Origin of the sequence: Calidithermus terrae, assembly GCF_003574345.1 — a bacterium.
GTDB lineage: Bacteria > Deinococcota > Deinococci > Deinococcales > Thermaceae > Calidithermus > Calidithermus chliarophilus.
The window spans coordinates 1-11,880 of sequence record NZ_QXDL01000131.1; the positions used below are offsets into that span (position 1 = coordinate 1).

The 11,880-nt window shown below is 65.8% G+C and carries 11 protein-coding genes; 1 reads left to right on the plus strand and 10 read right to left on the minus strand.

Annotated features, from left to right (window positions below; all coding sequences use genetic code 11):
- On the minus strand, positions 1-518 hold a 518-nt coding region (locus tag Mterra_RS14080), incomplete at its 3' end, for an alpha/beta fold hydrolase (RefSeq protein WP_119315752.1).
- A 111-nt stretch (positions 519-629) separates the two neighbouring features.
- A complete protein-coding gene (locus tag Mterra_RS14085; protein ID WP_119315753.1) occupies positions 630-1,412 on the minus strand; it encodes a tRNA (adenine-N1)-methyltransferase in 783 nt (260 codons plus the stop codon).
- A 66-nt stretch (positions 1,413-1,478) separates the two neighbouring features.
- Between Mterra_RS14085 and Mterra_RS14090 the strand changes: the two genes are divergently transcribed.
- The gene (locus tag Mterra_RS14090) at positions 1,479-3,266 is read left to right on the plus strand and encodes an ABC transporter ATP-binding protein (RefSeq protein ID WP_119315754.1); all 1,788 of its coding nucleotides are present in this window, start codon (positions 1,479-1,481) and stop codon (positions 3,264-3,266) included.
- A 3-nt stretch (positions 3,267-3,269) separates the two neighbouring features.
- Here Mterra_RS14090 and Mterra_RS21965 read toward each other — a convergent pair whose 3' ends face one another.
- From Mterra_RS21965 to sufC, 8 genes are all read right to left on the minus strand, one after another.
- Positions 3,270-3,581, minus strand: coding sequence for a hypothetical protein (locus tag Mterra_RS21965; RefSeq protein ID WP_147372801.1), 312 nt, complete (start codon positions 3,579-3,581; stop codon positions 3,270-3,272).
- Positions 3,582-3,604: 23 nt separating this feature from the next.
- The gene (locus Mterra_RS14095) at positions 3,605-4,990 is read right to left on the minus strand and encodes an MATE family efflux transporter (RefSeq protein WP_119315755.1); all 1,386 of its coding nucleotides are present in this window, start codon (positions 4,988-4,990) and stop codon (positions 3,605-3,607) included.
- Positions 4,991-5,664: 674 nt separating this feature from the next.
- The gene (gene sufU / locus Mterra_RS14100) at positions 5,665-6,090 is read right to left on the minus strand and encodes a Fe-S cluster assembly sulfur transfer protein SufU (protein WP_119315756.1); all 426 of its coding nucleotides are present in this window, start codon (positions 6,088-6,090) and stop codon (positions 5,665-5,667) included.
- Positions 6,091-6,099: 9 nt separating this feature from the next.
- Positions 6,100-7,323 carry a SufS family cysteine desulfurase gene (locus tag Mterra_RS14105; protein ID WP_119315757.1) on the minus strand — a complete coding sequence of 408 codons (1,224 nt, stop codon included), beginning with the start codon at positions 7,321-7,323 and terminating at the stop codon, positions 6,100-6,102.
- Positions 7,324-7,480: 157 nt separating this feature from the next.
- Positions 7,481-7,783, minus strand: a complete 303-nt coding sequence (locus Mterra_RS14110) for a non-heme iron oxygenase ferredoxin subunit (RefSeq protein WP_119315758.1) — start codon at positions 7,781-7,783, stop codon at positions 7,481-7,483.
- Between the two features lie 87 nt (positions 7,784-7,870).
- The gene (sufD, locus tag Mterra_RS14115; protein ID WP_119315759.1) at positions 7,871-9,217 is read right to left on the minus strand and encodes a Fe-S cluster assembly protein SufD; all 1,347 of its coding nucleotides are present in this window, start codon (positions 9,215-9,217) and stop codon (positions 7,871-7,873) included.
- Positions 9,218-9,296: 79 nt separating this feature from the next.
- Positions 9,297-10,706, minus strand: coding sequence for a Fe-S cluster assembly protein SufB (gene sufB, locus Mterra_RS14120; RefSeq protein WP_119315760.1), 1,410 nt, complete (start codon positions 10,704-10,706; stop codon positions 9,297-9,299).
- 147 nt (positions 10,707-10,853) lie between these two features.
- Positions 10,854-11,612 carry a Fe-S cluster assembly ATPase SufC gene (gene sufC / locus Mterra_RS14125; protein WP_119315761.1) on the minus strand — a complete coding sequence of 253 codons (759 nt, stop codon included), beginning with the start codon at positions 11,610-11,612 and terminating at the stop codon, positions 10,854-10,856.
- Between the last annotated feature and the right edge of the window lie 268 nt (positions 11,613-11,880).

Below are 11,880 nucleotides of genomic sequence, written 5' to 3' on the forward strand. Positions count from 1 at the left end.
ATGGTGGGGAGGGTGGGGGTGGAGTCGGGGCGCTCGCGCAGGGCCTCGAGGCTGCGCGCCACCGGCTCGGGCTCGTTGGCGAGGATCATCTGCGCGGCGTTCTGCACGATCTCGGCCTCGTGCTCGCGGGTGGTCTTGCCCAGGTGCTTGGGCAGCAAGGCCTCGGGCAGCCAGGCCAGCCCCTCCGCCCGCACGCGCTCGGCCTGCTGGGTGCGGGTGAGCCTGCCCGGCTCGTCGTCGGCCCCCGCGCGGGTGCCGGCCAGCACCAGCCCGCCCACGCGCTCCGGCGCCTGCCGCCACAGCTCGAAGGCCAGGTAGCCGCCCATCGAAAGCCCCACCAGCACGGCTTTATCCCACCTGAGCCAGTCCATCTCCCGCAGCACCTGCGAGGCGGCTTCGGGGAGGGGCTTGCCCAGGTAGTCGGGCGCGATGACGGGGTAGCGTGGCTGGAGCACCTCGAGCTGCGGCCCCCACATCGTGGGGTAGGGGAAGGCGTGGAGCAGCACGACTCCGGTCATAGGTCTACCTTACAGGGTCGTACGTCCTACGTCGTACGCAAGACGCCAGACGCAAGACGCGAAACGCCTTCTGTAGGGGCGGGCACGGGGCCCGCCCTTTTTCCGACGTGCTTAGGGCTTACCGCTCCCCGCCAGCCGCCGCAACTGCACCAGGAACGCGGTGTGGCCGACCTGTTGGAACTTGGGGTGGGCGATGGGGGGGCGCACGTCCCACTCGCGGTGGATGACCTCGAGCGTTCGCTCGTGGAGGTAGGGGAGGGCCTGGGCCTTGAGGTGCTCGAGCAGGGTGACCACCTGGGTGAGGTTGGGCAGGTAGCACACCAGGAAGCGGTCGGGCTTGAGGGCGGGGGTGAGGGCGGGGAGGACGACCCAGGGCTCCATCAGGTCGAGGGCGACGCCGTCGAAGGGTTCGGCGGGGGGCTCGAGTTCGGCCAAGTCGCCCAGCACCCAGGTGACGTTGTGCCAGTCCTCGAAGGCTTGCAGGTTGCGGCGGGCCTTTTGTTGGTGGCGCTCGCGCGATTCGTAGCTCCAGACCTCCCCGCCGGGCCCTACCGCGCGGGCGAGGAAGAGGGTGAGGCCGCCCGAGCCCGAGCCGGCCTCGAGCACCCGCATCCCCGGGGCCAGGTCGAGCAGGAAGGCGATGGTGGCGGCGTCCTTGGGGTAGGTGGGCGTGGCTTCGCGCGGCATGTGGAGCACGTAGTCCTCGAGGGTGGGCTTGTGCACGGTGAAGGGCTCGCCCTGCGGCGTGGCGACGGTGCGGCCGTAGCCGGCCCCCAGCACCTGCTCGTGCCGGACGGAGCCCCGCTGGGTGTCGAAGCTGCCGCCCTCCTTCAGGCGGAAGAGGTAGTTGCGCCCCCGCCGGTCCTGCAGCAAGACCCACTCGCCGTAATTCACGAGGGCCAGTCTACCAACCGTGTCCGGGGTGCGGGTTGAGCCGTGGGGAAGGGCTAGAATGCGCTCATGTTTTCGCTGCCGCGCAGCCGCCGCGAGCCCGCCCGCCCCCCCAGCCGCCGCGACCTGGGCCAGTTGCGCCGCCTGCTGGCCTACACGAGGCCCTACCGCTGGGGCCTGGTGGTGGCCGGGCTCGCCAGCCTGGTCTCCACCGCCTTCAACCTGCTCTTTCCCCAGGTGGTCGGCCGCCTCATCGACGTGTCCTTCCTCGAGGCCAACCTCGCCCGCCTCGACCAGCTCTTGTTCGTGCTGCTGGGGGTCTTCGCGGGGCAGGCCGTCTTCAGCGGGGTGCAGAGCTACCTGGTGGCCCGCGCGGGCGAGGGGGTGGTGGCCGACCTGCGCAAGGCGCTCTACGCCCACCTGCTCACCCTTTCCCCGCGCTTCTTCGAGCGCAACAAGACCGGCGACATCACCAGCCGCCTGACCTCCGACATCTCCACCGTGCAGGCGGTGGCCTCGAGCACCCTCGTCCAGCTCTTCACCCAGCCTTTGGTGCTGGTGAGCACCCTGGCGATCCTCTTCCTCACCAACTGGAAGCTCACCGCGCTGATTTTGGCGGTGGTGCCGGTGGTGATCCTGGCCGCGATCTTCCTGGGCCGCATGATCCGGCGGGCCTCCAAGGAGTTCCAGGACCGCGTGGCCGAGGCCAACGCCCGCGCCGAGGAGACCCTCTCGGGCATCCGGGTGGTGCAGTCCTTCACGGCCGAGCCGCAGGAGGCCCGGCGCTACGGCGAGCTCATCGGCAACTCCTTCCGGGTCGCCATGCGCCGCGCGCTGCTGGGGGCGGTGCTCAACCCCGTCGTCTTCTTCGCCATCTTCGCCGCGCTGGGGCTGGTGCTGTGGTACGGCGGGCGGCTGGTGGCGCTGAAGGAGATCGGGCCCGGCCAGCTCTTCACCTTCGTGCTCTACACCTTCAACATCGCGGCCACGGTGGGCACCTTCACCGGCATCTTCACCCAGCTCCAGAGCGCGCTGGGGGCCAGCAGCCGTATCTTCGAGCTCCTCGACGAGCGCCCCGACCTGCCCGAGCCCGCCCACCCCAAGCCGCTGGGCGCGGTACAGGGGCACGTGCGCTTCCAGGACGTGCGCTTCGCCTACGGCGAGCGGGGGGAGGTGCTGCGGGGGGTGAGCCTCGAGGCCAGGCCCGGCCAGGTGGTGGCCGTCGTGGGCCCCAGCGGCGCGGGCAAGAGCACGCTGGTGGCCCTGATCCCCCGCTTCTACGACGTGACCGGCGGCCGCATCACCGTAGACGGCCTCGACCTGCGCGAGGTCTCCCTGCGCGAGCTGCGAACGCACGTGGGCACCGTGCCGCAGGAGACCCTGCTCTTCTCCGGCTCCATCGCGGAGAACATCGGCTACGGCCGCCCCGGGGCCGGCGAGGCCGAGATCGTGGCCGCGGCCAAGGCCGCCAACGCCCACGAGTTCATCAGCGCCTTCCCCGAAGGCTACGCCACCCTGGTGGGCGAGCGCGGCGTCAAGCTCTCGGGCGGGCAGCGGCAGCGCATCGCCATCGCCCGGGCGCTGCTCAAGAACCCCCGCATCCTCATCCTCGACGAGGCCACCAGCTCCCTCGACTCCGAGTCGGAGATGCTGGTGCAGGAGGCCCTGGAGACCCTCATGCGAGGCCGCACCACCTTCGTCATCGCCCACCGCCTCTCCACGGTGCGCCGCGCCGACGTGATCGTGGTGCTCGAGGACGGCCGGGTGGTGCAGCAGGGCACCCACGAGGAGTTGCTGGCGGCGGGCGGCCTGTATCGCGACCTCTACGAGCTGCAATTCCGCGAGGAGGAGGACTAGACCTCAAAACCGCCCGGGATCTGCCGCAGGGCACAGCCTGTATAGATTGGCAGGGACGTGAATTGCGCCTGCAAGCGTGGCGGTGACCACCCAACTCCTAACCCCCTGCTTGCCTTTTGTCCCTCTGCCGTACTTCCCCGCTTTTGCCTGAGGTCTTCTGAATCTACACACGCTGCCTGTTATACCGGATTCAAAAAGATAGTCATCAAACCAAAGAGACCCAGAGGCTATCTTTTTGAATCCAGTATCAATCGCCCTCGTGGTCTCGGCCAGGTTATACGTAGCCGGGGCGAACAGTAGCAGCGGTCTGGACATGTTCGGTCACGGTTTGGGAGCGGTCAAACGAGACGATTGACGAGGGTTACCGTCTTCCACCTTCCAGACAGGTACCTCAGGCAGAACACAGCACACATCACGATCACTGTTGCCGTGAACACGACCCATGCTGAGAACACCCCGACCTCGAAGACTTCGACGAGGATAAAGGTAGGCATAATCAGCACGAAAACCGTACCGATTAAGTTTGTGACCATAACGAATCTCGTGTCCCCCGCCCCCTTGATCGCGTTGGACACGACGATGCCGACCGCGTCAAACAGGGAGTACAACGCAACAAGGGCAAGGATGCTTTTGGTGTGATCGAGAACGCTTGGGTCTTGTATGACGCCGTGACCGAGTGTGAAAGGTTGGATTAAGACACCAGGACCGAAGAAGTAGATGGCGGCGATGGTTCCCACATAAGCCAGCCCGATGACTAAACCCTGGTTGACGATCACTTTTACGCCTGCATGATCCCTTGCACCTATCCGCTCCGCAACCAGGATGGAGATCGCCATCCCGATCCCGAACATTGGCATGAAGGCGATGTTGTTGATGTTGAGGACGATATTGGATGCCGCTAGCTCGTTTACGCCGATTCTGCCGACGATGAGGAGGAAGACCGTGAAGCCGATGACGTCGAGAAAGAATTGAATTCCGTTCGGAACGCCATACCTCAGGATGGAGGCGAGCAGTCGCAGATCCAGGCGCGCCGACCTCGCGAGATCATACTCCTTCTTTACCGTTCCAAGCAGGAGGTACACAGCGTAGATCGCCAGACTGACAGTGGAAGCACACACCGTCGAAATGGCGGACCCCGCGACGCCCATCTCTGGGGCACCCAGCTTACCGAAAATGAGGGCGTACCCCAGAGTAATGTTCACTACTACGGCCGCAAGGATAGATACCACCACAACACCCAGTCTGCCGATGCTTGAGAAAAAACTCATCAGGAAGGCATTCATGATGGGAAAGACTGCACCCAAGCATATGATGTGGAAGTACTCGGCCTCCAGAGCTTGGATCTGTGGCGCATGTCCAATGACTGCGAAGATAGAAGGGGAGAGGAGGGCAAAAGGCAGGACGAGCACTCCCCCCAGCACACTGAGGTAGACACCGTGCCAAAAGAAGGGGCCAATTTTCCCTTTGAGGCCCGCGCCCAGATACTGAGCTACGAATGTTCCGACGTAGACTGAGATACCCATGAAAAAGCTGATTAAGGCCAGGCTCGAGACACTCGCAGGCGTGACAGCCGCGACCGCGTCCTTCGAGTACCACGACAGCATTACCCTGTCAATAAATTCCAAGATGGCCAGGTACCCCGTACCGAGAATCAGCGGAATTGCCGTCCCTAACAACCTGAGATACCCCTTGGCCCACGTCTTGCTTGACGACGACTCCCCCATAGTTCACGCCTCAACACTTCCCTTACATGCAAGAGGTTTTTTGGTATCGGTGTAGTGTTAAAAATATGACTGGAGGGATCCCCGCTAAAGCTAAGCCATCCGCTCTCGCCTGATATACTGTGTCGAGAGTGACTTCCACCACTCCAAATACGGTGGAAGTACCTGCAATGTATCTGTCTATAATCTGATTCATAAGTAAGCCTTAGCCGCTACTACAATACAATCCAATAAACCAAAAGCAAAGAAAATCCCGTTTATGGGTTTGACATTCAGGGCGGGATAAAGGAAAAGGGACGGCCCATAAGCGCCGTCCCGAGAAGAATGGCATCTCACCCCGTCTTCCACGAACGCCCGCCGATCCCAGTGAAGCCGCAGTGCGCGACGGTACTCAGGTGAGTGTTTTACCTGCCACGACACACATTGCCGTGGCAGGTATTCGCGGGAGCCGCTCTCAGTTGCCTCCTGCCGCTGCTACCCCTCATAAGCTCCTACAGGCGCAGGCAGGCATTGGTGGGCCCCAAGTCCATCCTGGTTACTCTCGGGTGCGTTGAGGCTGCTGCAAGGCGGTGTAGGTCTGGGGGTACAGCAGGGGCGGTGCCTTCTACAGCTTTGGGCTCCACGCCCGAGTGTCCCGAGGGGCGTAGGGTAGGGTCATGTCAGTCAGGTTCAGAAGGTTATAAATGCCTTTGCAAAGACTCCTCGAGCGCGTTCCACGCCAGCGTGGCGCACTTGACCCGCGCGTGAAGCTTGTGCACCCCGGCCAGCGCCTTGAGGTCGCCCAGCTCGGGCGCAGGCTCGGCCCCCTCCACGACCATAGCCTTGAACTTGCGGGCGAGCTCGAGCGCCTGCGGCAGGGTCTGGCCCTTGATCAGCTCGCTCATCAGCGAGGCCGAGGCCATGCTGATGGCGCAGCCCTGGCCCCTCCAGGCGGCTTCCGCTACGCGGCCGTCCTCCAGGCGCAGCTCGAGCTCGAGGCTGTCGCCGCAGGAGGGGTTGACGCCGGGCTGGCGCACGGTGGGGTTCTCCAGCCCCCCGAAGTTGAGGGGCCGCTTGTAGTGGCGCAGCAGGATCTCCTTGTACAGCTCCTCGAGAAGGCTCACGCGCACCCCCTACAGCCAGTCCTTGAAGAACCCCCGCACCTGCTTGAGCCCCTCGACGAAGCGGTCCACCTCCTCGAAGGTGGTGTAGAGGTAGAAGCTCGCGCGGGCGGTCGAGGCCAGGCCCAGCTTGCGGTGCAGGGGCTGGGCGCAGTGGTGCCCGGCCCGCACCGCGATGCCGTACTGGTCGAGGGCGCAGGCCACGTCGTGGGCGTGGAGGCCGCCCAGGCTGAAGGCCACCACCCCGCCCCGGTCCTCCCCGCGCGGGCCGAAGGTCTTCACCTCGGGGAGCTCGGCGTCCAGGCGGGCCAGGCAGTGCTCGAGCAGCGCCCGGTCGTGCTGCCAGACGCGCTCCATGCCCACCCCCATCAGGTACTCGGCCGCCGCGCCCAGGGCGATGGCCTCGGCGATGGGCGGGGTGCCGGCCTCGAAGCGCTGGGGCGGCTTGGCGTAGGTCGAGCGGTCGAGGTGGACCTCGACGATCATGTCCCCCCCGCCCAGGAAGGGCGGGAGGTCGTGCAGCACCTCGGCGCGGCCCCACAGCACCCCGGCCCCGGTCGGGCCGCACATCTTGTGCCCGGAGAAGGCGAAGAAGTCGGCCCCCAGGGCCTTCACGTCCACGGGCAGGTGCGGGGCCGACTGCGCCCCGTCCACCACCACCAGCGCCCCCACCGCCTTGGCCCGCCGCGCGACCTCGGCCACCGGGTTGACCGTGCCCAGCACGTTGGACATGTGCACCAGGCTCACCACCCGCACCCGCTCGGTGAGCAGCTCGTCCAGCGCGGCGAGCTCGAGCCGCCCCTCCGGCGTGACGGGGATGGCCTTGATGCGGGCGCCGGTGCGCCGGGCCACCAGGTGCCAGGGCACCAGGTTGGCGTGGTGCTCCATCTCGCTGAGCAGGATCTCGTCGCCCTCGCGCAGGTGGTGCAGGCCCCAGGCGTAGGCCACCAGGTTGAGCGCCTCGGTGGTGTTGCGCACGAAGATGACCTCTTCGGGTTGTGCCCCGATGAAGCGGGCCAGGGTGTGGCGGGCCTGCTCGTAGGCGTCGGTGGCGGCTAAGGAGAGCGCGTAGGCCCCGCGGTGCACGTTGGCGTAGGACTCGCGGTAGAAGCGCGACATCGCCTCGAGCACCGCCTGGGGCTTCTGGCTGCTGGCGGTGGAGTCGAGGTACACCAGGTCGGGCCTCCCCGCGATCAGCGGGAAGTCCTGACGGACGGACTCGAGGGTAAGGGGCATGGTGGTCTCCCTTCAGGGGCTGTGGAGGGCTTGCCCAATTCTACCCGCGCTCGGCGGGGGCGGTGTGGGCTGGCCCCCTTCAGCTTAGGCAAGGGGGCCGGGGACTTTTGTCGGAGCTTTTGGTCCGGGTTAGGGCCGGTCGGGGGCCGGCGGAAAGCTAGACCTCGAGCCAGACCTTCCCGCCCTCCAGCTTCGCCTTGTACGCCTTCACCGGGCGCGGGGCGGGCATGGTCTGCTTGCCGGTGCGGATGTCGAAGCGGGCGCCGTGGCGGGTGCACTTGATGGTGTGCCCCTCGAGCGGCCCGTCGGAGAGCGGGTTCTTGTCGTGGGTGCAGATGTCGGAGATGGCGAAGACCTCCTCGCCCACCAGCAGCAGCAGAACGGGGGTCTTCTCGCCCTCCACCTTGACCACCAGGCGGCCGTTCACGAAGTCTTGGGGGGTGGCGACGGGGATCCACATAGCGAAGTCGAACGCCTGACGCCCAACGCTAAACGCCAAAACCCTGAGCTTCTCTGGCGTTCGGCCTTCGACGTTCGGCGTTAGGCATTAAAGCTTGACCTTCTCCTCGATGATCCCCTCGATGTGCGCGCGCAGGGCCTCGAGCGGGATGCGCCTGAGCACGTCGGCGAGGTGGGCCTTGACCAGGATCTGCTGCCCGACGTGCTTGGGCAGGCCGCGGCTCATGAGGTAGAAAAGCTGCGTCGCGTCCACGGGCGCGGTGGAGGAGCCGTGCGAGCACTTGACGTCGTTGGCGCCGATCTCGAGCTGCGGCACGCTGTCGGCGCGGGCGTCGGGGGAGAGCAGCAGGTTGCGGTTGGTCTGGTAGGCGTCGGTCTTCTGGGCGCCGGGCTCGAGCTTGATCAGCCCGGCGTAGACCGTGCGGCTTCGGTCCTTGGCCGCGCCCTTGTAGAGCACGTCGGAGTAGGCGTGGTCGGCGACGTGGTGCTGGAGGGTGTAGTGGTCTACGTGCTGGTTGCCGGCGGTGAAGTACAGGCCCAGCATCTCCGAGTACGAGCCCGCCCCCAGCATCTGCGACTGCACGTCGGCGCGGCTGAGGGTGGCGCCCATGTTGACGACGAGGTCGTTGAGCGCGGCGTCGCGGCCGAGGTGGGCCCGCTGGCGGTGGAAGTGGTAGAAGCCCTCGCCCAGGGTCTGGACGTGGGCGTGGCGCACCTTGGCCCCGCTGTCCAGCACGATCTCGGTGGCCGAGAGGTTCACCGAGGCCGGCACCCGCGCGGGCGAGACGTACTCCTCGACGTAGACCGCCTGGCTGTTGGCCCCGCCCACCACGAGCGTGCGGCCCGCCGAGAGCCGCCCGCCCTCGAGGTACTTGAACACGCCCAGCGGCTTGCTGAACTCCACGCCGCGCGGCACGTAGAGGAAGACCCCGTGGGTGAAGAGCGCCGCGTTCAGCGCGGGGAGCTTGCTGTTTTCGGGCCGGTGCTGCTGGGTGCCCACCAGGTCCGACCAGTTCACGGCCTTGAACAGCGCGGCCCGCATCTGCTCGGGGTGCGAGCGCAGGGCCTGGTGCAGGCTGGTGAGCACCACGCCCTGCCGGGTGAGCTCTTCAGGCAGCTCGGCGTAGACCATCTCGGGCCCCACGAACACCGCGAAGCCCGCCAGGTCGGCCTGGGCGATGCGGGCCTGCACGGCCTCGGGGAGCTCCTCGCGCGAGCGCAGGGGGGCGCCGGCGGGCAGCTCGAGCGCCAGCTCCTCGAAGGGGACTTCGGTGACGTCGGTGTACTTCCACTCCTCGGTGCGGGTGGTGGGGTAGGGCAGCTTGGCGAAGGTTTCCCAGGCGGCCAGGCGCTGCTCGAGAAGCCACTGCGGCTCGAGCAGCTTCTTGGAGACCTCGAGCACGAGGTCGCGCGATAGGGTTGAGGTCAGCTCCATCGTTTCTCCACAAGACATGCGTGTAGCGGGTAGCCGGGGGCGGTGGGGTTCGCCGCCGGATACCGGCCAGGGGCGGGCTTCAGCCCACCGAGCCTTCCATCTCGAGCTCGATGAGGCGGTTGAGCTCGACGGCGTACTCCAGCGGCAGCTCCTTGGCGACGGGCTCGATGAAGCCGCGCACGATCAGGGCGGCGGCCTCGTCCTCGGGCAGGCCGCGGCTTTGCAGGTAGAAGATCTGCTCGTCGTTGAGGCGGCTCACGGTGGCCTCGTGGCCCACGCTGGCGGTGTCGTCCTCGATCTCCATGTAGGGGTAGGTGTCGGTGCGCGACTCCTCGTCGATGAGCAGCGCGTCGCACTCGACGTTGACCTTGACGTTCTTGGCCCCCTCGTACACCTTGATCAGGCCGCGGTAGGACGAGCGGCCCGAGCCCTTGGAGATGCTCTTGGAGACGATGCTGCCGCCGGTGTTGGAGGCGGCGAAGATCAGCTTGCCGCCCGCGTCCTGGTGCTGGCCGCTGCCGGCGAAGGCGATGGAGAGGATGTCGGAGCGGGCCCCTTCCTCGATGAGGTAGGAGGAGGGGTACTTCATGGTGAGCTTGGAGCCGAGGTTGCCGTCGAGCCACATGTGGTAGGCGTCCTTGTGCACCAGCGCGCGCTGGGTCACGAGGTTGTACATGTTGTGCGACCAGTTCTGGATGGTGGTGTAGCGGCTCTTGGCCCCCTCCTTGACGATGATCTCGATCACGCCGGAGTGGAAGGAGTCGGTGGAGTAGGTGGGCGCGGTGCAGCCTTCGATGTAGTGCATCTCGGCGCCCTCGTCCACGACGATGATGGTGCGCTCGAACTGGCCGAGCTCGGCGGTGTTGACGCGGAAGTAGGCCTGCAGGGGCAGGTCCACCTTCACGCCCTTGGGCACGTACACGAAGCTCCCGCCCGACCACACCGCGCTGTTGAGCGCGGCGAACTTGTTGTCCTCGGGGGGGATCACCGTGGCGAAGTACTCGCGGAAGAGGTCCTCGTGGTGCTTGAGCCCCTCCTCGATGCTCACGAAGATCACGCCCAGGCGCTGCAGCTCCTCCTTGACCTGGTGGTAGACCATCTCGGAGTCGTACTGCGCGCCCACCCCGGCGAGCACCTTGCGCTCGGCCTCGGGGATGCCCAGCCGCTCGTAGGTCTGGCGGATCTCCTCGGGCACCTCTTCCCAACTGCGCGCGTCGCGCTTGTCGGTGGGCTTGGCGTAGAAGTAGATCTCGTCGAGGTTGAGGCCCGAGAGGTCGCCGCCCCACTTGGGCATGGGCTTGGACTCGAAGATCTCCAGCGCCTTCAGCCGGAAGTCGAGCATCCACTGCGGCTCGCCCTTGTGGTAGCTGATGGCCTCGACCACGCGCCGGCTCAGGCCCTTCTCGGCCTTGAAGACCGGCTTGACCTCGTCCACGAAGCCGTATTTGTATTCGCTGCCTATGGTGGCAACATCGAAGTTATCGGACATCTTTGGGTTCCTCCGGGTAGAGCCAGAAGGCGAAAAGGCGAAAAGGCGAAAAGGTGAAAAGCCGCGGTGAAGCCCTTAGCTTTCCCTTTTGACCTTTTTCCCTTTTCACCTCCTAGCTTTGTGGTCCTTGCCGGCTCTTTGTGCGGGTCAGCTCCCAGCCACGGCGAGTTCTTTGACCCACTCGTAGCCCTCGGCCTCGAGCTTGAGCGCGAGCTCGGGCCCGCCCGAGGTCACGATGCGGCCGTCCACCATCACGTGCACCACGTCGGGGACGATGTAGTTGAGCAGGCGCTGGTAGTGGGTGATGACCAGCGCGCCGAAGCCGGGGCCGCGCATGGCGTTGACGCCCTTGGCGACGACCTTGAGCGCGTCGATGTCGAGGCCGGAGTCGGTCTCGTCCATGATGGCGTAGGTGGGCTCGAGCACCATGAGCTGCAGGATCTCGTTGCGCTTCTTCTCCCCGCCCGAGAAGCCGTCGTTGAGGTAGCGGGTGAGGATGCTCTCGTCCCACTCGAGCACCTCCAGCGCCTTCTGCAGCTTGCCGTAAAACTCCATCACGCCCACTTCCTCGCCCTTCTTGGCCTGCAGGGCCAGGCGCAGGAAGTTGGCGTTGGTCACGCCGGGCACTTCGACGGGGTATTGGAAGGCGAGGAACAGCCCCTTGCGCGCACGCTCGTCGGGCTCCATCTCCAGGATGTTCTCGCCGTCTACGAGGATCTCGCCCTTCTCGACGGTGTAGCTGGGGTCCCCGGCGATGATCTTGCCCAGTGTGCTCTTGCCCGCGCCGTTGGGGCCCATGATGGCGTGGACCTGCCCCTTGGGGACCACCAGGTTCACGCCCTTGAGGATTGCTTCGCCGCCTTCGATGGAAGCGTAGAGGTTCTTGATCTCGAGCTGGTTTGCCATCTGTATTTTCCTCCGTGAGGTTCGGCCGCCGACTGCTTATTGCAAACCGTTACCAATAGCAATAAGAGTATAGGGCCTCCACCCCAGAATCTCTAGTAGTCTAGTCGGGATTCGGGGTTAAGTTTGGGGCTAGTGCACGAATGAGGGAGGGGCCGGGGGTAGGAAGCGGTAAGCCGTCAGCTGAAGGCCCGTGGCTGGTGGCTAGCGGCCTGTGGCGTGTGGTTGACCCCACCCCCGTCCCCCCCCCGCCGGCGGGGAGGGTTTATCC